The sequence below is a fragment of the Ruegeria sp. YTSA072 genome (assembly GCF_059610285.1).
The window spans coordinates 12,262-32,011 of sequence record NZ_JBXWNI010000003.1; the positions used below are offsets into that span (position 1 = coordinate 12,262).

Annotated in this window: 18 protein-coding genes and 2 pseudogenes; 8 read left to right on the top strand and 12 right to left on the bottom strand. The window is 55.9% G+C overall.

Features of this window, described 5'->3' with window-relative positions:
* Positions 1 to 15 precede the first annotated feature (15 nt).
* Entirely contained in the window at positions 16 to 513 is a 498-nt protein-coding gene (locus tag AC2FIB_RS06830; protein ID WP_496736177.1) for a GNAT family N-acetyltransferase, read from the top strand.
* Here the strand turns inward: AC2FIB_RS06830 and AC2FIB_RS06835 are convergent.
* From AC2FIB_RS06835 to AC2FIB_RS06875, 9 genes are all read right to left on the bottom strand, one after another.
* Positions 491 to 1,147 carry a helix-turn-helix domain-containing protein gene (locus tag AC2FIB_RS06835; RefSeq protein WP_496736175.1) on the bottom strand — a complete coding sequence of 219 codons (657 nt, stop codon included), beginning with the start codon at positions 1,145 to 1,147 and terminating at the stop codon, positions 491 to 493. The two genes, AC2FIB_RS06830 and AC2FIB_RS06835, sit on opposite strands and share 23 nt — an antisense overlap.
* Positions 1,148 to 1,460: 313 nt before the next feature.
* Positions 1,461 to 2,738, bottom strand: coding sequence for a glycerate kinase type-2 family protein (locus tag AC2FIB_RS06840; protein WP_496736173.1), 1,278 nt, complete (start codon positions 2,736 to 2,738; stop codon positions 1,461 to 1,463).
* 7 nt (positions 2,739 to 2,745) lie between these two features.
* Entirely contained in the window at positions 2,746 to 3,723 is a 978-nt protein-coding gene (locus AC2FIB_RS06845) for an HpcH/HpaI aldolase/citrate lyase family protein (protein WP_496736171.1), read from the bottom strand.
* A 17-nt stretch (positions 3,724 to 3,740) separates the two neighbouring features.
* Positions 3,741 to 5,036 (bottom strand): serine hydroxymethyltransferase, encoded by a 1,296-nt coding sequence (gene glyA, locus AC2FIB_RS06850; RefSeq protein WP_496736170.1) that lies wholly within the window; start codon positions 5,034 to 5,036, stop codon positions 3,741 to 3,743.
* 20 nt (positions 5,037 to 5,056) lie between these two features.
* The gene (locus tag AC2FIB_RS06855; RefSeq protein ID WP_496736168.1) at positions 5,057 to 7,687 is read right to left on the bottom strand and encodes a phosphoenolpyruvate carboxylase; all 2,631 of its coding nucleotides are present in this window, start codon (positions 7,685 to 7,687) and stop codon (positions 5,057 to 5,059) included.
* Complete coding sequence (locus AC2FIB_RS06860) at positions 7,687 to 8,658, bottom strand: 2-hydroxyacid dehydrogenase (RefSeq protein WP_496736166.1); 972 nt, start codon at positions 8,656 to 8,658, stop codon at positions 7,687 to 7,689. Before AC2FIB_RS06860 ends, AC2FIB_RS06855 begins: the two co-directional genes overlap by 1 nt.
* Positions 8,658 to 9,548, bottom strand: coding sequence for a succinate--CoA ligase subunit alpha (sucD, locus tag AC2FIB_RS06865; RefSeq protein ID WP_109313481.1), 891 nt, complete (start codon positions 9,546 to 9,548; stop codon positions 8,658 to 8,660). Before sucD ends, AC2FIB_RS06860 begins: the two co-directional genes overlap by 1 nt.
* Positions 9,548 to 10,744 (bottom strand): malate--CoA ligase subunit beta, encoded by a 1,197-nt coding sequence (locus AC2FIB_RS06870; protein ID WP_496736165.1) that lies wholly within the window; start codon positions 10,742 to 10,744, stop codon positions 9,548 to 9,550. Before AC2FIB_RS06870 ends, sucD begins: the two co-directional genes overlap by 1 nt.
* A 31-nt stretch (positions 10,745 to 10,775) precedes the next feature.
* Positions 10,776 to 12,017 (bottom strand): pyridoxal-phosphate-dependent aminotransferase family protein, encoded by a 1,242-nt coding sequence (locus tag AC2FIB_RS06875; RefSeq protein WP_496736163.1) that lies wholly within the window; start codon positions 12,015 to 12,017, stop codon positions 10,776 to 10,778.
* 220 nt (positions 12,018 to 12,237) lie between these two features.
* Here AC2FIB_RS06875 and AC2FIB_RS06880 point away from each other — a divergent pair, with 220 nt between their 5' ends.
* From AC2FIB_RS06880 to AC2FIB_RS06890, 3 genes and pseudogenes are all read left to right on the top strand, one after another.
* On the top strand, positions 12,238 to 12,867 hold the full coding sequence (locus tag AC2FIB_RS06880) for a response regulator transcription factor (protein WP_058273743.1): 630 nt from the start codon (positions 12,238 to 12,240) through the stop codon (positions 12,865 to 12,867).
* Positions 12,868 to 12,986: 119 nt separating this feature from the next.
* A pseudogene (locus tag AC2FIB_RS06885) lies at positions 12,987 to 13,137 on the top strand (transposase); the annotation flags it as partial.
* Positions 13,137 to 13,321, top strand: a pseudogene (locus AC2FIB_RS06890) (IS5/IS1182 family transposase); the annotation flags it as partial. The pseudogenes AC2FIB_RS06885 and AC2FIB_RS06890, both read left to right, overlap by 1 nt.
* 150 nt (positions 13,322 to 13,471) lie before the next feature.
* Here AC2FIB_RS06890 and AC2FIB_RS06895 read toward each other — a convergent pair.
* The 3 genes from AC2FIB_RS06895 to AC2FIB_RS06905 are packed head-to-tail and all read right to left on the bottom strand — an operon-like array spanning position 13,472 to position 16,041.
* Positions 13,472 to 14,851 carry an MATE family efflux transporter gene (locus AC2FIB_RS06895; RefSeq protein WP_496841841.1) on the bottom strand — a complete coding sequence of 460 codons (1,380 nt, stop codon included), beginning with the start codon at positions 14,849 to 14,851 and terminating at the stop codon, positions 13,472 to 13,474.
* A 12-nt stretch (positions 14,852 to 14,863) separates the two neighbouring features.
* Complete coding sequence (locus tag AC2FIB_RS06900; RefSeq protein WP_282121050.1) at positions 14,864 to 15,451, bottom strand: helix-turn-helix domain-containing protein; 588 nt, start codon at positions 15,449 to 15,451, stop codon at positions 14,864 to 14,866.
* Positions 15,452 to 15,462: 11 nt separating this feature from the next.
* The gene (locus AC2FIB_RS06905; RefSeq protein ID WP_282121049.1) at positions 15,463 to 16,041 is read right to left on the bottom strand and encodes a carboxymuconolactone decarboxylase family protein; all 579 of its coding nucleotides are present in this window, start codon (positions 16,039 to 16,041) and stop codon (positions 15,463 to 15,465) included.
* 308 nt (positions 16,042 to 16,349) lie between these two features.
* On the opposite strand from AC2FIB_RS06905, the gene AC2FIB_RS06910 reads away from it, so the two are divergent.
* From AC2FIB_RS06910 to AC2FIB_RS06925, 4 genes are read left to right on the top strand one after another with little or no spacing between them, the layout of a single operon-like run.
* Positions 16,350 to 17,096: an amino acid ABC transporter ATP-binding protein gene (locus AC2FIB_RS06910; protein WP_496736161.1), complete on the top strand. Its 747-nt coding sequence runs from the start codon at positions 16,350 to 16,352 to the stop codon at positions 17,094 to 17,096.
* Between the two features lies 1 nt (position 17,097).
* On the top strand, positions 17,098 to 17,940 hold the full coding sequence (locus tag AC2FIB_RS06915) for an amino acid ABC transporter permease (protein WP_282121047.1): 843 nt from the start codon (positions 17,098 to 17,100) through the stop codon (positions 17,938 to 17,940).
* A 35-nt stretch (positions 17,941 to 17,975) separates the two neighbouring features.
* Positions 17,976 to 18,809: a transporter substrate-binding domain-containing protein gene (locus AC2FIB_RS06920; RefSeq protein ID WP_282121046.1), complete on the top strand. Its 834-nt coding sequence runs from the start codon at positions 17,976 to 17,978 to the stop codon at positions 18,807 to 18,809.
* 59 nt (positions 18,810 to 18,868) lie between these two features.
* On the top strand, positions 18,869 to 19,750 hold the full coding sequence (locus AC2FIB_RS06925; RefSeq protein WP_282170329.1) for an amino acid ABC transporter permease: 882 nt from the start codon (positions 18,869 to 18,871) through the stop codon (positions 19,748 to 19,750).

Consider the following 19,750-nt stretch of genomic DNA (forward strand, 5'->3'; position numbering starts at 1 on the left):
ATTGCCGTTGCTCAAATGACTGATCCGGACTTCACGCCTTGGCTAATTCCGAGCGATGACTTTGCATTATATGACGCGCTTGCGTTGCTTCGTGCGTCATTTCAATTCATGGATGTGCGGATCGACCCGCCGTCTTCTATCCATAGGCTGACGGTGGAAGGGATGCAGGAGCATTGTCAGGATGGTGGTGAAATCTGGGCCATTGGTCGACCGCTTTTCGCGTGTATGTTTCTGACGCCCAAACCCGACAGCCTGTACTTGGGGAAGCTTGCCGTTCAGGAAGGACTGCGGGGGCAAGGTATCTGCCGCAGGTTAGTGGATCATGCTGCAAGCCGTGCAACTGAGCTTGGTCTGCCTGCGCTGGAACTGGAAACGCGCGTGGAACTTACTGAAAACCATCGCGTTTTTTCAAGGCTTGGGTTCACGATCGTGAATACGGGCAGCCATGAAGGCTATAACAGACCCACGGATTTCCTATTGCGCAAGCCGATCAGTTTGTCTGCGGATAGCTGATCACTGATATGTAGCGGGCCGGCAGATTAACCAACCGTTCCGGACCATGGGGTGCATCCGCATCAAAGAACAGGGTGTCACCTGGTTTCAGGGGGTAAATCTGGTCCCCATGGCGATAATCTACTTCGCCTTCCAGCATGTAAATTGTCTCGATGCCACCATGTTGGAATGTTGGAAACACATCGGATTTAGCAGTCAGGGTGATCAGATAAGGTTCCACGATTACGCCTGATCCGTTGGCGCCAATATGCCCCAACAGGTTATATTGGTGGTTGGCGCGTGTTCCTTCACGCTCCAGCTCGACGCCTTCACCAGCTTTTGTATGAACCGCCTCCCGGCGTTCTTCGAATTGCCTGAAAAAACTTGTCAAAGGAACCGAAAGTGCATCCGCCAGTGACTGCAAGGTCGTCAAGGACGGTGACGTATTTCCATTTTCGATCTTGGACAGCATGCCAATCGACAATCCGGTTAGCTGGGCCAGCTCCGCGACGGTTATTTCCTGCTGCTTGCGAAAGGCGCGAACCTCGCGGCCGATGGCAACTTCAAGAACTTTTTCTCTGTTACCCGAACGAACGGAATGTGGGTCCTGAGTCAGATTTGCCGCCATTTCTTTGTCGCGTTTTTTCAAATTCATTCTTTCAATGTCTTGCTACAATTGTCCAAACCGGTTCTGCAAGCAGGAGCAGCGGAATACCCAATCCATTCGGAGTATCATAGCACCAAATTTTTCCTGATAGTAAAATAATCATGCTGTCAGAAAAAAGGCCAGAGATCAGAATGCCACTGTTTGTCGGCTTTCCGATGGCGAGCCGGACATCTTTGATCAAACTTCTGCGTGTCGCAATGTTCGCGCCGGGCAAGAGGCGTTTTACTGATCTCTTGAACCCGACATCTGCGGCTTTTGTCAGATCTAAACTCGGGACCGAGTGTAACGAATAGTCTCAGGTTTATGGTACCAGCAGCATAATCTGTATGTCCGCCACATTGGTTCCGGTCGCCCCTGTTTGCAGGAGATCATCTGCTAATGACAAAGCGGAATGACTGTCATTGTTGGACAGTAAAGCCACGGGATCCTTCCCGGCATTACGTATCCGACAAACAGTGCCAGCATCTACTATGGCTCCCGCCGCTGTGGTTGGCCCATCGCGGCCATCCGTGCCACCGCTGAGAAAAACCCAGTTGCCCGGTATTTTCTGTTCCTGAGTCATATAGGCGAGACGCAATGCCAATTCCTGATTTCGACCGCCCCACCCTGAGCCACGCAGTCGGACAGTTGTCTCACCACCAAACAGCAGGGCTTTCGGTCGATCCAGGGTCACGGATCGGGTCGCATGCAAAATTTGTTCTGCGGCATCGTCCACATTGCAGGTCAACGCATCCGAGACGATCTCGGCGTCGAATGATCGAGACGCGCAACCGTGTGCAGCCTCCAGGCTTATCCGATTAGATCCGATCAGGTGGTTGGTGGCTTGAGCACTAAGCCTCTGATCAGGAATACTGTGTTCCAGATACGTGCGGACTGCTTTGGGCAACTCATGCCATAGGCCGTTTTCGATGCAAGTTCTGCGCGCGTCTGCATGGCTGCCGATAGGGGAAACGGTTGGGCCACTGGCAACAGCACGCAGGTCATCCCCGATTACATCCGAAAGAATGTAAGCCGTGACCGGCGCAGGAGCCGAATGTTTCAGAAACCCGCCGCCCTTAAGTTGGCTGAGTTGCTGGCGTATCAGATTTATCTGAGTGATACCCAACCCCGAGGATAGAAGCACTTCGTTAACCCGTATCTTGTCCGATAGGGTCAGGCCGCTGACGGGCGCGGGGATAAGTGCTGACCCCCCGCCCGAGATTAGCGCAATGACCTGATCATGTTCACATGCTTCGCTGAGCAAAGACACAATCTGTCGCCCGGCTTTCAACCCACGTTCATCGGGGATGGGATGCCCGCTTGTTAAGACAGTCGCGCCGGATACATCCGTCTGATTTTCAGCATGCGTTACAGCCAAAGCTACATGCGGGCCTTCAACGTGTTGCAACGCCTCTGACAGCATTTTGGGCGCAGCCTTCCCGACCGCAATCAGGACGCTGCGCCCGCCACTTGCAGGTGTTGGCAGTGGCGCGACGCATAACTTGCGACGCAGGGCAGTAGCTGGGTCCGCTGCCGACACTGCCTCGGCAAAGATAGCCGAAGCAGTGGTGCGAAGCGTTGTTGTTGAATGGCCCGGCACTACAGGTTCACGCAGCTGCGATTTGACTAGCCTTTTCGACCAGTACTTCGGCCTGACGGATCGAGGCATAGTCGATCAGGCGACCATCCAGAGACACAGCGCCTTTGCCAGCCGATTCAGCCTCGGACATGGCAACGAGTATGCGCTGTGCTTTGGTGACTTCGGCATCTGATGGCGACATGACCTCATTGGCCAGGGCAATCTGGCTGGGGTGGATAGCCCATTTTCCTTCACATCCCAGAACGGCCGCGCGTTTCGCTGCCGCGCGATACCCGTCTGGATCCTGAAAGTCACCGAAGGGTCCGTCGATCGGGCGCAGGCCGTTGGCTCGGGCGGCGACGACCATGCGGGCCAGTGCATAGTGCCACATATCGCCCCAATGCGTCATGCGCCCGCAATCTGCATCCGCATCGGTCAGAACGGAATAGTCGGGGTTTACACCGCCGATGATTGTGGTCCGGGCACGGGTCGATGCCGCATAGTCGGCAACCCCGAAATGCAAGCTTTCGTTGCGTTTTGAGGCGGCCGCAATCTCGCTGACATTCTGCATGCCAAGCGCGGTTTCGATGATGTGTTCGAATCCGATCCGTTTCTTGTACCCTTTGGCGTCCTCGATCTGCGTCACCAGCATGTCAACTGCATAGACATCCGCAGCGGTTCCAACCTTGGGGACCATGATCAGGTCCAGGCGATCACCTGCCTGTTCGACCACATCCACTACATCGCGATACATATAGTGCGTGTCCAGCCCGTTGATCCGCACCGACATGGCTTTGTTGCCCCAGTCGATATCGTTCAGCGCCTCGATGATGTTCTTGCGGGCCTGTTCCTTTTCATCAGGCGCGACGGCGTCTTCCAGATCGAGGAAGATGACGTCCACATCTGACTTTGCGGCCTTTTCGAACATGTCGGGCTGACTGCCGGGGACGGCTAGTTCGCTGCGGTTCAGGCGGGCAGGGGCTTGGTCGATGTTATGAAAGCTCATGTTTTGGGTCCTTCGTATTACAGGTTTGGATAGATCGGGAATTTAGCGCAAAGCTCTGCAACCTCGGCTTTGACTTTGGCTTCAACTGCGCCATTGCCGTCTTCGCCATTGGCAGCCAGGCCGTCGACCACTTCGATGATCCAGTCGGCGATCTGGCGGAACTCGATCTCGCCAAAGCCGCGTGTGGTGCCGGCGGGGGAGCCCAGACGGATGCCCGACGTAATGGTCGGTTTTTCCGGATCAAACGGCACGCCGTTCTTGTTGCAGGTGATATGCGCCCGGCCCAGAGCCTTGTCGACAATGTTGCCGGTCACGCCTTTGGGTCGTAGATCGACCAGCACCACATGGGTGTCGGTGCCGTGGGTCACCGTGTCCAGACCACCCTTGATCAGCTGGTCTGACAGCGCCTGTGCGTTCACGACAACCTGCTTGATGTAATCCTTGAACGCAGGCTGCAGCGCCTCTCCAAAGGCGACTGCCTTGGCTGCGATCACATGCATCAGCGGGCCGCCCTGAATGCCGGGGAAGATGGCCGAATTCACTTTCTTAGCGATATCTTCATCATTGGTCAGGATCATGCCGCCACGCGGGCCGCGCAGGGTTTTGTGCGTGGTGGTGGTCGCCACATGCGCATGCGGGAAGGGGCTGGGGTGCTCACCCGCTGCCACCAGACCGGCGAAGTGCGCCATGTCGACGTGCAGGTAGGCACCGACCATGTCGGCAATCTCGCGCATGCGGGCAAAGTCGATCTGTCGTGGAATGGCCGAGCCACCGGCGATGATCAGCTTGGGTTGGTGTTCTTTTGCCAGCGCCTCGACCTGATCATAGTCCAGCATGTTGTCTTCTTTGCGGACGCCATACTGCACCGCTTTGAACCACTTGCCCGACTGGTTGGGACGGGCGCCGTGGGTCAGGTGGCCGCCTGCGTCCAGGCTCATGCCCAGAATGGTATCGCCGGGCTGGATCAGTGCCTGGAACACGCCCTGATTGGCCTGAGAGCCTGAGTTCGGCTGCACGTTGGCAAAGCCGCAGCCAAACAGCTCTTTGGCGCGGTCGATGGCGAGGTTTTCGGCGATGTCCACGTACTGGCAGCCGCCATAATAGCGACGACCGGGATAGCCTTCGGCGTATTTGTTGGTCATCACCGAGCCTTGTGCTTCCATCACGGCGGCAGAGACGATGTTTTCGGATGCGATCAACTCGATCTCGTCGCGCTGACGACCCAGCTCGGATGTGATCGAGCCGAACAGCTCGGGATCACGGTCAGACAGGGACTGGGTGAAAAATCCGTGCGTACGGTGAGGGGCGTTCAATTTGTGATCTCCTGAAATTGTCAACCGGTCCAGCCAAGGCCGGCGGAAATGGCGTTCATTGATTGCAGCAGAGCGACCGGAACCGTTCCGGCCTGCTGTTCACTGCGGGTCTGGCGTAGTAGGTCGACTTGCAGAGTGTGAATGCGGGCAAGTTCATCTCGCTTGCGTTCGACGCGCTCACACAGTCGTGGGAAACGCTGTCCAATGATTTGCCCGCCGTTCAAAAACTTCACAGCGTCGCAAGCCTTGTAGTATTCCGAGGTGATTGCCTGAAGAATGTGGTGGCGTGTGTTGGCGTCGCAGACCAGTTCGCTGTATTTCGCCGCGATTGTCATATCGGTCTGGTACAGAGACTTTTCCATTTCATCGACCGCAAGGCGGAACAATCGGGACTGCCGAAACATATCTCGAAGTACCTCATCGCCCCGTGCGCCGCGGAACTTTCTAAAATTGACCATGGCGGCGCCGAACCCGTACCAGCCAGTAATCAGGTGTCGGTTTTGCGACCACGCAAACACCCATGGAATGGCACGCAGATCATCAAGGCTGGCTGCGCCGAACCGACGGGCGGGGCGGGATCCGATTTTTAGGCGGGCTAGTTCTTCAACCGGGCTTGCCTGTTGGAAATACTCAAGAAACCCCGGCGTTTGCAGCAGCGAAACATAAGCCATCTGAGAAAGCTCGGACAACGCATCCTGTGCATCATCGAATTCCGGGCGGTCCGGCGTTTTAGTGTGACTAGCCGTGTGGCGTAGTGTGCTGGACAAGAGCAATTCCAGATGCGCCGCGGCTGTCCCGCGGTTGGCATATTTGGCAGACACTACTTCGCCCTGTTCCGTTACACGTAGCCGTCCGGCAATTGTGCCGCTTGGTTGCGCGGCTATTGCCCGGCCTGTGGGGGCACCACCCCGGCTGACAGAACCACCACGTCCGTGAAAAAACGCGGCACTAAATCCCTGCGACGCAAGTGCTGTAACGATCCGGCGCTGCGCACGGTCCAGTTCCCAGGTCGAACAGAAATATCCGCCATCTTTGCCGCTGTCGGAGTATCCCAACATCACCTCGATCACATTGCCACCTGACTTAAGGCTGCGGCGGGCAAGCGGAACATCCAGAACATCCAGCAGAATTGCTGAGGCGTTGCGCAGATCACCGATCGTCTCGAACAGCGGCACCACAGAAATATCAAGTGTCTCTGATCCGAACCCGGCATAGCGGGCGAGAAGATAGACACCCAGGATGTCGTCTGCCGAACGTGTCATCGACAAAATGAATGGTCCGACAGCTTTGGGATCCGGCCCTATTCGAACAGCGTACATAAGGGCTAGTAAGGCTAGTAATTCCTGCGCCTGATCACTCAACCCGTCACGCTGAGGATACTGCAGGTTCTGGTCTGCCAACTCGGTGCGTAGACGAGTCGACCATTCGGGTGTTCCGTATTCGGGCGCCGGTTCGAATGCAGACCAGATTTCTGACAGAACGCTGGTCGTGACCGTCGAATTCTGCCGTATGTCCAAGGTTGTAGTACGCAACCCGAAAACGGTTGCCGCCCGGCGAAGAGGTCGGATATGCCGCCTGGTTAGAATATCGGCGTTTACTGCACAAAGCGCCTCATCAAGCGCGTCGAGATCACACTCGAACTGCGAGATATGCTGATAACCGGCACTTGTCAGTCTTTGGCGGATGGCATTTAGGGCCTGCCGAAAGGGTTCGTTCGGGTTGCGGTCATTCTTGGGTGCGCGGTTGATGATTGCCTGCAACCGTTCACCGTGAGGTTCGGGCAGTGGTAGGATAAGGGCGCTAATGCTCAGTTTTTGCGCGGCTTTATCAAGAGCCTGACAGTAGAGATCAATCGCTGTCTCGCGCCCACGTTGCAGAGCCAGCTTGGTCATCTCAGAGGTTACATTCGGGTTGCCATCCCTGTCACCGCCAATCCAGCTATGAAATCGGACATTGGGCGTCACATTCAAAGTCTGTCCCAAAACCTGCAAACAGGCGTGATCGAACCGGTCGATGACCTGTGGTACAGCATCGAATATTGCGTCGCGGAAAAACTGCAAACCCCATTCGATCTCGTCACGTAAACTGGGTCGTGACAAGCGTAATTCTCCGGTCATCCATAGTAGGTCGATCTCGCCTTCTAGATCATTCAACAATGTTGAACGTTCAATTGGCGTCCAGCGCTGAGATTCGAGGCTGACCAGGATACGATAAATCCGGCGGTGAATTTCAAGAACGGTGACGCGTTTGGCTTCGGTCGGATGCGCAGTTAGCGTTGGGCCAGTCATTAAACTACCTGCCAACTTTTCGGTTTCCCCAACACTCAGATTAAGGTCCGACAACACTTCGGCAAATCCACCTTCAACCGCTTGGGCCCCTTTTTGGGTTTCGATTTGTCGACGATTCCGCACATCTGCGTTTTCGTCGATGATGCGCACAAGCTGAAACCAGATCGACAGGGCCTGCAAATACGGGATTGCGGCCTGGCCAGTTGGAATGGGGGGCAGCGGCTTGGCTTCGGCCCAAGAAGCGACATGTGGCGCCCTTTTCAAAAGGATGTTTCGCCATAGCGCGCGCAATTCAGTCCGAAGACCGTCCGCGTACGCGGACGGTGGAAGCGACGGCTGGGTATCCTGAGCCAACGCTTGCATCAGATCACTTTGTCTCTTGGATTTTTGCCATTGAAGAAATCATTGAGGTTTTCAATGACGCGGAACCCCATAGCTTCGCGTGCTTCTTTAGTCGCGCTTCCGAGATGTGGCAGCATGACGAGGTTGTCACATTGCAGCAGGTCCGAGCTAATGCGGGGCTCGCCGTCAAATACATCCAGCGCCGCGCCGCCAATTGTGTCGAACATCAGGGCCTGGATCAGGGCGTGTTCGTCGATGACCTCGCCGCGCGCGGTGTTGATCAGGAAGGCGTCGGGTTTCATCAAGTCGAGTCTTCGACCGTTGATCAGGTGCCGGTTTGCGGCCCCTCCGGGGCAGTGCAGCGAGACGAAGTCGCATTGCGGCAACAGCTCATCGACAGTATCCACCTGAGTGGCATTGCACTTAGCCAGAATGTCGGGTGCCACCTGGCTGCGATTGAAAATAACGACGTCCATTCCAAAGCCATGATGGGCGCGGCGGGCCATTTCCTGCCCGATGCGGCCATAGCCGATGATGCCCAGGGTCTTACCGCTGACCTTGGTGCCGACCAGATGCGTGGGCCGCCAACCGGTCCAGTTTCCGGCGCGCAGCTCGCGTTCGCCTTCGCCAGCGCGGCGCGCTACCATCAGCAATAAGGTCATTGCGATATCAGCGGTACATTCAGACAGAACGTCAGGCGTGTTTGTCACGGTCATGCCAAGTTCGCGGGCTGAGGGCTCGCAAATGTGGCTATACCCGACCCCGTAATTGGCCAGAATTTTGGTCTGTGCTGTGGGGACGTCCAGCGCCTCGGCGCTGAGCGTATCGGTAACGGTGGGCAGCACCGCGTCATAGTGTTTCAGGGCGTCGCGGATTTCAGCCGGGGACATCGGAGTATCCCCGGTATTGAGTACGGTGTTGTAGTCTTCGGCCAGTCGCGCCTCGACGGCGGCGGGCCAGCGACGGGTGACAAGGACTGAAGGTTTGGTCATCACGCAGCCTTTCCCATGACGCGGGCAATGGTTTCGCCAATCACCGCCGGGTTTTCCGCAACGGTCACCCCCGCCGCCGACAAGATTTCAACCTTCTCCGAGGCACTTTCGCCAAAGGCCGAGATGATCGCACCAGCATGACCCATAGTCCGACCTTTGGGCGCGGTCAGACCTGCAACATAGGCGACGACGGGTTTGGTTATGTTGTCGCGGATGTATTCTGCGGCCTCGGCTTCCTGCGGTCCGCCGATCTCGCCGATCATGGCAATGACTTCAGTGTCCCTGTCCTGTTCGAACCGCTCAAGGATATCGCGGAACGAAGACCCGTTGATCGGGTCGCCGCCGATCCCAACGCTGGTTGAAACGCCGATGCCGTGTTCTTTCAGCTGGGCTGCGGCCTCATAGCCAAGCGTGCCGGATCGACCGATGATGCCGACATTTCCGGGCAGGTAGATGTGGCCTGGCATGATCCCCAACAGAGCCTTGCCGGGGCTGATGGTGCCCGCGCAGTTGGGCCCGGTCAGCACCATGCGCTTGTCTTTGGGATAGCGGTACATGTACCGCTTGACCCGGATCATGTCCTGCGCCGGGATACCGTCGGTGATACAGACGCAATAGCGGATACCCGCATCTGCGGCCTCCATAATAGAATCGGCGGCAAATGGTGGCGGCACGAAAACAAGGCTGGCATCGGCACCGGTCGCCTCAACGGCCTGTTTGACGGTGTCAAAGACCGGCACGCCCTCGACGGTCTCGCCGCCCTTGCCGGGGACAACGCCGCCGACGACATTAGTGCCGTAGTCCAGCATGTCCTTGGTATGGAACCGTGCCATCCGTCCGGTAATGCCCTGAACGATAACACGACTGTCGCGGTCCAGAAGAATGCTCATTAGACAGCCCTCATCTTGGTGTTTTGGGTCAGATCGTTTTGCCACGCGCCAACAGCGCGTTCGGCGGCTTCCATCAGGGTGGTGGCGCGGATGATCGGCAATCCGGATTTGGCCAGAATTTTCTGACCTTCCGCGACATTGGTGCCGGCCAGCCGCACGATGACAGGGATATCAAGCTCAAGTTCGCGTAGCGCCTGTACGACGCCCTCTGCGACCCAGTCACAGCGATTGATCCCGGCGAATATGTTGACCAGCACCGCCTGCACATTCTTGTCTGACAGGACCAGACGAAAGGCCTTGGCCACACGTTCGGGCGAAGCTCCACCGCCGATGTCCAGAAAGTTCGCAGGTTCGCCCCCCGCCAGCTTGATCGTATCCATCGTGGCCATGGCCAAACCGGCGCCGTTCACGATACAGCCGATATTGCCGTCAAGACCGACATAAGACAGGCCGCGATCCGCCGCGCGGCTTTCGCGCGGGTCTTCCTGGCTTTTGTCGCGTAACTCTGAGATCTGCGGATGCCGGAACAAGGCGTTGTCGTCAAAGCTCATCTTGGCATCCAGCGCCAGAACCCGATCGTCACCGGTGATGACCAGCGGGTTGATCTCGACCATGGTGGCGTCCAGATTGCTGAAGGCGGCGTAGCAGCCCTGTAGCGTGCGCACCATTTGCTGAACCAATTTCGCCTCAAAACCCAGTTGAAATGCGATTTCGCGCGCCTGGAATTCCTGCAGGCCCACGGCCGGTTCGACGATCGATCGCACGATGCTGTCGGGGCGTTCGGCCGAGATATCTTCGATCTCCATGCCGCCTTCCGACGAGGCCACGATCATCACCCGCTGGCTGGAGCGATCCAGCACGAAGCCCAGATAAATCTCGCGATCAATCGGCACGGCGGATTCAACGTAGACACGGTAGATGCCCTTGCCTTCGGGACCGGTTTGATGCGTAACCAACCTGCGTCCGAACATCTCGTCACAGGCTTCATGGATTTCGTTCTCGGTGTTGCACAGTTTGACACCTCCGGCTTTTCCTCGGCCTCCGGCATGGACTTGAGCCTTCACGATCCAACGATCGCCCCCCAGCTCTCGCGCCCGATATGCCGCTTGTTCGGGACTGTAGGCCAGCGCACCCGAAGGTACGGCGACACCAAAATTCGAAAGAACCTCTTTCGCCTGATATTCGTGAATATCCATCTGCAATCTTCCTCCCGTTCATGCAGTGCGGTCAGGCCGCGATCGACGTGCCGTAGCGGCTTTCCAGCAGCGCTTCGATGGCTTCAAAATCCACTGTGCCGCCCAGTTCGCGGATCGCCTCGCCAAACAGTTTTACGATGCGGCTGATCGACTGATGGTTCAGTTGGTTCAGGATGCCGATGCGCACCTGTACCGGGGCGCTGAGTGTCGGCCAGATGCCAAAGCCACGCGCGCGGCAGTTCTGTACCAATTCCATCTCGCGGCCAGCCAGTTCTGTGGGCAGGTTCAGCACTACGAGGCTTGGCATGTCCGAAGTGACATCGCAGCCCATCGCGGTGACGGCGTCACGCAGGACGGCCTCATGCATTTTGTAGGAATGCGCGCGTTTAGCCAGTCCTTCCTGCAAGGTCAGACGCAGAGATTCATGGAACGCGGCGACGGCATAGCCCGAATGGGTCCGGTGATAGGTGCCTTTCTCAACATCCTGACCGTCGACAATGCCCCAATGGCGGGCCTCGAAAATAGGGTTGTGGACGTAAGAGTAAGCACCGGTTGTCTTCAGCGCCTCGATAAAGGCGTCGGTAAAGCTGACAGGCGCATAGGTCAGGGGCAGGCAGCACAGGCCTTTTTGCGGGCACGAAGCCCAGCCTGCGATGCCGGGGAAATCGTCGATACGAAAGTCTGCAACACCCAGCGAAGACACAGCGTCAATCAGACCCATGGTGCCATGATTTTCACACGCATCCGAGAATCCCTGTACATCGTTGACACGGCCGGAACCGGTCTCCCAATGTGCCATGAAAGCCCATTTCGGCTTGTGTTCGGCCAATGCGACCTCGACCATCTCACCGGTCACGGGCTGGCCATGCGGAATTTCGATCACAGTGACGCTGGCCGCATTGGGATCAAGTGGATTGGCGGCATGTTCTTCAGGTGTGGCCGCCTTAATCCGAAGGGTCAGCGCGTCAATGCCGGAAAAGGTGCCATTGGTGAACGCAACCACCTTGTCGCCAGGCATAACAGCCGAGAACATAGTGTCCAGCGCGCTCCAACCGGTGCCAGCAACCGCGAAGGTATAGGTATTGTCGGTGCCCCAGATTTTGCGCAGCATGTGCTTGCATTCGATCATGCCGCGCAGGACGTCACCCTGCATGTGATCCGCAACACCTGCATTTGCGAAGGCATGCAGAACGCGGGCATCGGTATTGCCTGGTCCGGGCCCCGCAGCCAGTGTTTCCGGAATTTCGAGCGTCGGGTAGATTTGAAACGTCATTGGCGATCCTCCTCGGCGACGGGGTCCGTAATGCGCCCCGTCTGTCGCGTTACCGAAAAGAAAAGCCGATCCTTGCGTCAGGGCGCAACGTAACTTACTACTGCTTTAGGGTAGCTATTTGGGTGGGAAAAAACCTACCCATTCTGGCAAATATACCGATGTATACCGGAAACTTACCTACCCAACATGGTAGTTCTTGGGTAAATTAGGTGGAAAATCAATGCTCGACACAACGCCCCCTCCGATCGACATCATGCTCGCCAACAACAATTCTCTCGTCCTCTCGGCGATGTCCGAAATCTTTGAGAGAGACAAACGATTCTCGTTGGTGGCGACATCTGCAACTGCCGAAGGTTTCCTTGGGGCAGTCATGCGTGTGCCGGTAAAGGTCTGCGTGGTGTCCTGGGAGCTGCCAGCTTTGGGTGCAGCCAAACTGATCGAAGTGCTGCGCGAACAGGAAAATGCGCCGCGTTTTGTGGTCTATGGTGATGAGGCAGGTGATGTCCCACGGCTGGCCATGCAAGCAGGCGCCGCAGGGTTTGCACCTCGTTCCGGTGAGGTTGAAGGTCTGCTGGAGACATGCGTTGATGTTGCCAAAGGAAAGATGGTTTTTCCATTCATTGATGTACGCACGGTGCAACATAGTCCTCTTCAGACCTTGTCGCGCAAAGAGCGGGCTATCCTTGAGGCCCTGTCGAAGGGAATGTCCAACCGGGAACTGTCAAAAGAGTTACAGATTTCCACCAATACCGTGAAATTTCACCTCTCGAATATCTATGAAAAACTGTCAGTTAGAAACCGGGCGCAAGCCATCGCTTATTACTATTCAGCCAAATCTTCTTCAGATTAGGCTCGTAGGTGATGTTTCGCAATGAGCTGTGAAAAACAGAGTCAGCGTCATACCAGGGTCAGGATGCACAGAATTTCGCCGCGACGCGTGATTCACAGTTCAAGTAACGGAGCGGTGACATGAGCGACCTTTGTTGGTTGACCGACGAACAGATGGCCAGGCTCACCCCTTTTTCCGAAGGCCCACGGCAAACCTCGGGTCGAGGACTGGCGAGTCATGAACGGGATTATCTTCATCAGCCGCAATGGGTTGCGTTGGCGAAATGCGCCTGCATCCCCGGCCGCAAGCAGTGCAAGACTCCGGTGAGTTACGATCTTCTTCACTACAAACACCGCAACCGCCTTGAGATCATATTCGGCAGACTCAAAGACTGGCGGCGTGTGGCGACCCGATATGATCGCCGTCCCAAGTTTTCCCATCAGCCATCGTACGCGCGGCAACTGTCAACTACTAGTCATGAATCCTGATCTTAGAAAACTGTGAGCCCTTGAAAGAAATCTTGAGCAGGTTTTCGATTTATTATTTCTGGCAGCCATTCACTCGCCACCGTCAAAAGCATAAACTGGCGATAGTTTGCAACAGACCCACGCGGTTGTGCAGTTTTTCACCCCGTGGCAGGCACCCACAATCCGCCGATCTCTGTCTTCGCAATACGTATGGTCAACGCCATAGCGACTATCCAGCCGGTCACTACGGCCGCGGCCGTTCCGAACCACACCCCGGTTTCGTTGAATCCCAATATGCCAATAAACACCCAAACAAAGAACGCGACCCCAAAGGCCTGGCGATAAAGGCTGATCCAAACGGTCCAAATAGGTTTTTTGAAGGCCTGCAAAAGTGAGTTGATTGAAAACAGCATCATGTAAAAAGGCAGGATCAGACTGTCGACTCGTAGATATCCCACACCAACGCGTACAACCTCTGGGTCCGCTGTAAAAAGGCGCATAACTAAGGGACCACCAAGCCAAAGGATCGGGATCGCAACCAGCGACATATAAAACCCGACTCGCCAGCAATAGAACAACGCGGCGCGCACCCGCTGGCTGTCCCGAGCACCGAAATTCTGTGAGGCGATTGGCAGTAGGGCACCCGTGACACCCAGAATGGGCAGCAACAAAACCTGTTCAAGCCGTATAGCGATTGCATAACCAGCAATTGCATGTTCACCAAACAGCTTCAGCGCAAACTGCAGCACAAAGGCCGACAACAACATGATCGTAAACGAAAAGGCAGTGGGCAGAACCTGCAGCGAAATTTCTGCAAACCGTTTTAGGCGCGGTCTGAAATAGGCCGCGCGCATACGTTTCATTCGCCTTCGCCGAAGAACCTGCCGGATCAAAAAGATCATCACGCCTGTCTGGCTGATCACCGTGGATAAAGCCAAACCGTTGAAGCCGATGCCCGGAATCACGCCCGGAATTCCGTAGATCAGAAGGGGATTCAGGATGATGTTCGCCAGAAACGCGACGATAAGTGCCCGTTGCATAGACACTGCGTCGCCATGGGCCTGCAAGATGCCATTACATCCATGAGCCAGAAGAAATCCCGGCATTGCCAAAAGCAACCAATAGAAATAGCGAAGCCCGGCTTCACGATAAACGCCTGGTTCCGAGACAAGCTTGATTAACAATGGGCCGAACCAAAGCCCTGCCAGGGCAAGCAGGCAAGACGCAACGATTCCGTAAGTTATCCCTTGGGCCGCTAGGCGTCGTGCCGCTCGGTTGTCGCCTGCACCCAGAGCGTATCCAACCAGTGCACTCATAGCTGCACCCAGCCCGACGCCCACGGAAATAGAGATGAAGAAAGCTTGAAAGCCAAGGGCCAGCCCAGCTTGGGCGCTAGTCGACAACAGCCCGGCAAAAAAGATGTCGACGATGTTGTAAAGTGTACTGAAAAGCATTCCGACCGCGCCGGGTATCGCCAATGTTCGGAAATGGCCTGCAATGGACCCTTGGGTCAGATTAAGGTCGATTGCCTGAGCCATGTTAACTGGGTGTCATGGGCGCTCGGCCTGAACTGTTAGAAAGACAAACTCAGGGGTCAGAACATCTTCGAACCCGTGGTTGAGTTCAGCGTCCACACTGATCGTGTCGCCAGCTGACAGCGTAAAGCGGGCCTCGCCATATCGGTAAACGGCTTGGCCCTCGAGAGCCTGCACAAACACTACGCCGTGGCCGACATAAGTGGGCGGCGGCCCGCCTTCGCGCAATAAAGTCACGCGACGCGCCTGAAATCGCAGGTCTTTACGAGAATGCAGTGAAAGATTGACATATTCGTGGCTATGCCCCGCCGAGATACGGTTTGATTTCAGTCCCTCACCATGGCGCACGAGAGTGTAGTCAGTGTGATCTGTGCGCGCTTCGCGGAACAAAGAAACAATCGGAACTTCGAGCGCTTCGGCCAGTGCCGCCAGAGTGTCGATTGAGGGAGAAACCAACCCATTTTCGATCCGGCTGATCATAGCGGCTGAGATACCGGACTGTTCTGCCAGCCTTCGCGCGGATTGCTTCCGACTTTGCCGCAGTTCCTTCAGCGAGGCGCCGATGGCACGGTCGATCTGTCTGCCTGGAGTGTCTCCTTGCATGATCCGTCCTTTCAGTCGCTGCTATAATACCCCACCACATCGCCATCAGTGGTGACACCAAGGCCATTCAGCAACCGGTTGGCGTAGTTGAAGTAACCTACGATCTGGTTGATTTCGAGAATCTCGCCATCCTCCCAACCGGTGTGTTTCAGGGCTGCCACATCAGAATCGACCATCGTACCCGGCGAAAGTGTAAGCTTTTCCGCATAGGTCAGTGCCGCCAAATGTGCGCCGTCGAACGCATCCTGCGGGCGATGTGCCTCGAGTGCGGCTTCGATCTTGTCGGCGCGTGTGGCGTCGTCGATCAGGTGACGGGCGTTGGACCAGTGGTTAGCATAGGAATAGGGGCAGGTGTTGAGAGTGGATACGTAGGAACTGATCACTTCCTGAAACCACATGGGAACTTTGTTCGCCTCATCGTGCAGACAGGCCCGGTACAGAATCACATGCCCCTTCATGGTGTTAGGCCGCAGGGAATGCACCCGCATGACATTGTCGATAGTGCCGTGCGGTGTACGCGCCAGATCCAAAGTGGCCTTCAGATGCGAGTCAGCATCTTCGTCAGATATCATGCTGATCCAGGCAGACATTTGCGGTTCCTCCCTTGGTCGTCAGTATTATCTGAGGGCAGATCATAAATTGTCCTCTGAGTTTTTTATTGACGAGTATTGCATATTAAGCAACCATATTAATTAGTGTGCAACGTATTTGAGGAGGCTCAGGCCTTGCCCGACTGCCCCAAACAATCGCAGCGCCAGCCCGGCCTCGGCTGTTTTGTCAGGCCTGGCACCACGACATGCCGGCCTGCCTTTGCAGGAACGGTGGAGAAAACTCCTTTGCACGCCCGGTCCATCAAAAGACAAATTCGCATGGTGTCCCGAACCCAAGCAGGTACGACATGAACCAAGCCACTCCGATGATTGAAGTGACCAATCTGGATAAATATTACGGTGCGTTTCACGCGCTGAAAAACATCGATCTGACGGTCCATCAGGGTGAAAAAGTCGTGATCTGCGGTCCCTCGGGATCGGGGAAATCGACGCTGATCCGGTGCTTTAACGGGCTGGAGTGGCACAACTCCGGCCGCCTCGTGATCGACGGGATCGAGGTTTATGACGGAGCCAAAGAAATTCGCGAGCTGCGGCAGGAAGTCGGTATGGTCTTTCAGCAGTTCAACCTGTTTCCACACCTGACAGTACTAGAGAATCTGACGATCGGTCCGATGAAAGTGCGCGGGATATCCATGGCGCAGGCCGAAGAAACTGCACGCAACTATCTTGAACGTGTTCATATCCCGGAACAGGCCGACAAGTACCCGGCACAGCTGTCGGGCGGGCAACAGCAGCGCGTGGCAATTGCGCGTTCTCTATGCATGGAAACTCGGATCATGCTGTTTGACGAACCGACATCCGCGCTGGACCCCGAGATGATTAATGAGGTCTTGGATGTGATGGTCGAGCTGGCCGATACCGGCATGACCATGGTTGTCGTCACTCACGAGATGGGCTTTGCTCGTAAGGTCGCTGATACGATGGTCTTTATGGAGGCGGGCCAGATCGTCGAAGTCTCACCACCCGAACAATTTTTCACCAACCCCTCGAGCGAACGCTGCCGTTTGTTCCTAGATCAAATATTGGCGCATTGACATGAGCGATCTGGGCATTTCCCGGCCAAAAGGTCAGCCGCTGCCAAAGCCGCCTTTTTTGAAGCGGTTTTTTGACTCGACCCTGATTTCGGTCGGGATCTATGCCGTTATCGTCGGGCTCATCGCCTATGGTGCATATATCGGCGCGCAGGGCATGGGGTATAACTGGCAATGGTACCGGGTGCCGCAGTTTCTGTATCGCAATACCGAGGTCGGGTTTGAATGGGGTGAAATTCCCATCGGGCTGGTCGCGACGATCAAATTGTCGGTCACGGCTTTCATTCTGGCTATGGTTATAGGCCTGCTTGTGGCGTTGCTGCGCCTGTCGGATCTTGTCATCGGGTCCGCAGTTGCGGTTGGATTTCTGGAGCTGATCCGAAATATCCCGCTGCTGGTCCTGCTCTACCTCTTCTATTATGTTCTGGGGCCGATTTTTGGATTTGACCGATATACGGCCAGCATCCTTACCCTGGCCGTTTTCCATTCAGCCTTGATTTCGGAAATCTTCCGGGCCGGGATCAACGCCGTTCCCACAGGCCAATGGGAGGCCGCTAAATCCATCGGGATGAGCCCGTCCCAGACTTATCGCTATATCATCCTGCCACAATCCGTCCGCTTCATGCTGCCGCCGATGACCGGCGAGGTCGTTCACCTCATCAAATCCTCGGCCATTGTCAGCGTGATTGCGGTGGCCGAGCTGACGACCTTCGGACGCAATATCATTTCAGACACATACATGAGTTTCGAAATCTGGTTCACCATCGCACTGGTTTATCTGGTGGTGACCCTGATCCTGTCGATTGGCGTAAGCCATCTGGAGAAGAAATATGCCGTCGACCAATAACCCAGAAAATATGTCGGACAACAAGGAGAACCAAGATGAAGCTTTCTCGCAGAATGCTCGGGGCTGCCCTCGGCGCGGTCGTGGCTACCGGTGTGGCGACCTCAGGCTGGGCGCAAAGCGCTACGCAGGAACTATCCAGCGAAAGTGTGATTGAAACTATCAAGCAGGATGGCGTGATCCGGATCGGTCTGTCGCTGTTCGTGCCATGGTCGATGCGCGACAAGAATGGCGATCTGATCGGATTCGAACTGGATGTTGGCCGTCAGCTGGCCGAGGATATGGGGGTTGAGGTCGAATTCGTGCCCACCGCTTGGGATGGTATCATCCCGGCGCTGGTCTCAGGCAATTTCGACGTGATCATCTCGGGCATGTCGGTGACAGCGCAGCGGAACCTGACCATTAACTTTACCGATCCATACGCCTATTCGGGTCTGGCCATTCTGGCCAATAAGTCGATGACTGAAGGCATGACGCTTGAGGATTTCAACAATCCCGAAGTGACCTTTGCCGCCCGGCGTGGTGCAACACCTGCGGCGGTGATTGCACAGAACTTCCCAGACGCGACCTTGCTGTTGTTCGATGAAGACGGTGCTTCGACTCAGGAGGTACTGAATGGGAACGCTCATGCTTCCATGGCAGCGCAGCCAACTCCGAACCGCGAGGCTGGGTTGCACCCTGAAACGCTGAGTGTGCCGTTCGAAAATCTCTATGATCCGCGCGGTGAAGCCTTTGGTGTGCGAAAGGGCGACCCGGACGCCATGAACTATTTCAACAACTGGATCGCGCAGCAGTGGCGTTCCGGTTGGCTGAAAGAACGTCATGACTATTGGTTTGCTGGAAACGAATGGGCTGACCAGGTCGCCCAGTAACCCTGACCCACCCGGGGGGCAGCGATGCAGCCCCCCGGATCTGATACGGAGCGTCTCGCGTGCAGGACTTTCTCAAAAAACTCAGATGGCCGGACTACCTGATCGCCGCGGTTCTGTTCGTGTTTTTCGGGTATATCTGGCTGTCGATTGAAGGCACGCTCAATTATAGGTGGCGCTGGGACGTCATCCCCAGTTACATTGTCGGCTGGCATTCAGGTCGTGAGGAATACTTTGCCAATTTGCTGCTGCAAGGGTTGGCCGCAACGGTTCGCATCAGCCTCTATGCCGGAATTCTGGCGTTGATCCTGGGCACCATTCTGGGTGTAGCCCGCTGTTCATCAAATCTGACCATCCGCATGCTGGCGCGCACCTACTTGGAATTCTTGCGCAATGTGCCGCCGGTTGTTGTCGTTTTCATCTTCTTCTTCTTCCTGTCCCAACAGCTGATCGATGCGTTGAATCTGGAACGCTGGGCGCGCGGTATCGCGCGGCAGGAAAACAATCAGGTGTGGGAGTTCTTCTTCGGTGAAATGCGCCGCTTCCCGTCGCTTGTTTCGGGCGTCATAGTACTGGCCCTTTTTGAAAGCGCATTCGTTGGTGAAATCGTGCGTGCCGGTATCCAGTCGATCCCAAAAGGTCAGCGGGAAGCCGCGCGCTCTATCGGTATGAGCCGCCTTCAGGAACTGCGCTATGTGGTACTGCCGCAGGCGATGAAGAAAGTGGTGCCACCGCTTGCCAATCAGTTCATTTCGCTGATCAAGGACAGTTCAATCCTGTCGCTGATTTCCGTGCAGGAACTGACTTATAAAACGGTAGAGCTTGTGGCCTCATCCCGCATGATATTTGAGGCGTGGATCACCACGGCCGCTTTCTACTTTGTGGTTTGCTTCGGCCTTAGCCGATTGTTTGCGCGGCTTGAAAAACGGTCAGATAAGCGCTGA

Coding starts and splice junctions, on each gene's coding strand:
- AC2FIB_RS06830 (WP_496736177.1), top strand. CDS start 16: ATGACTGATCCGGACTTCACGCCTTGGCTAATTCCGAGCGATGACTTT.
- AC2FIB_RS06835 (WP_496736175.1), bottom strand. CDS start 1,147: ATGAATTTGAAAAAACGCGACAAAGAAATGGCGGCAAATCTGACTCAG.
- AC2FIB_RS06845 (WP_496736171.1), bottom strand. CDS start 3,723: ATGAGCTTTCATAACATCGACCAAGCCCCTGCCCGCCTGAACCGCAGC.
- AC2FIB_RS06855 (WP_496736168.1), bottom strand. CDS start 7,687: ATGCAAGCGTTGGCTCAGGATACCCAGCCGTCGCTTCCACCGTCCGCG.
- AC2FIB_RS06860 (WP_496736166.1), bottom strand. CDS start 8,658: ATGACCAAACCTTCAGTCCTTGTCACCCGTCGCTGGCCCGCCGCCGTC.
- sucD (WP_109313481.1), bottom strand. CDS start 9,548: ATGAGCATTCTTCTGGACCGCGACAGTCGTGTTATCGTTCAGGGCATT.
- AC2FIB_RS06870 (WP_496736165.1), bottom strand. CDS start 10,744: ATGGATATTCACGAATATCAGGCGAAAGAGGTTCTTTCGAATTTTGGT.
- AC2FIB_RS06875 (WP_496736163.1), bottom strand. CDS start 12,017: ATGACGTTTCAAATCTACCCGACGCTCGAAATTCCGGAAACACTGGCT.
- AC2FIB_RS06880 (WP_058273743.1), top strand. CDS start 12,238: ATGCTCGACACAACGCCCCCTCCGATCGACATCATGCTCGCCAACAAC.
- AC2FIB_RS06895 (WP_496841841.1), bottom strand. CDS start 14,851: ATGGCTCAGGCAATCGACCTTAATCTGACCCAAGGGTCCATTGCAGGC.
- AC2FIB_RS06900 (WP_282121050.1), bottom strand. CDS start 15,451: ATGCAAGGAGACACTCCAGGCAGACAGATCGACCGTGCCATCGGCGCC.
- AC2FIB_RS06905 (WP_282121049.1), bottom strand. CDS start 16,041: ATGTCTGCCTGGATCAGCATGATATCTGACGAAGATGCTGACTCGCAT.
- AC2FIB_RS06910 (WP_496736161.1), top strand. CDS start 16,350: ATGAACCAAGCCACTCCGATGATTGAAGTGACCAATCTGGATAAATAT.
- AC2FIB_RS06915 (WP_282121047.1), top strand. CDS start 17,098: ATGAGCGATCTGGGCATTTCCCGGCCAAAAGGTCAGCCGCTGCCAAAG.
- AC2FIB_RS06920 (WP_282121046.1), top strand. CDS start 17,976: ATGAAGCTTTCTCGCAGAATGCTCGGGGCTGCCCTCGGCGCGGTCGTG.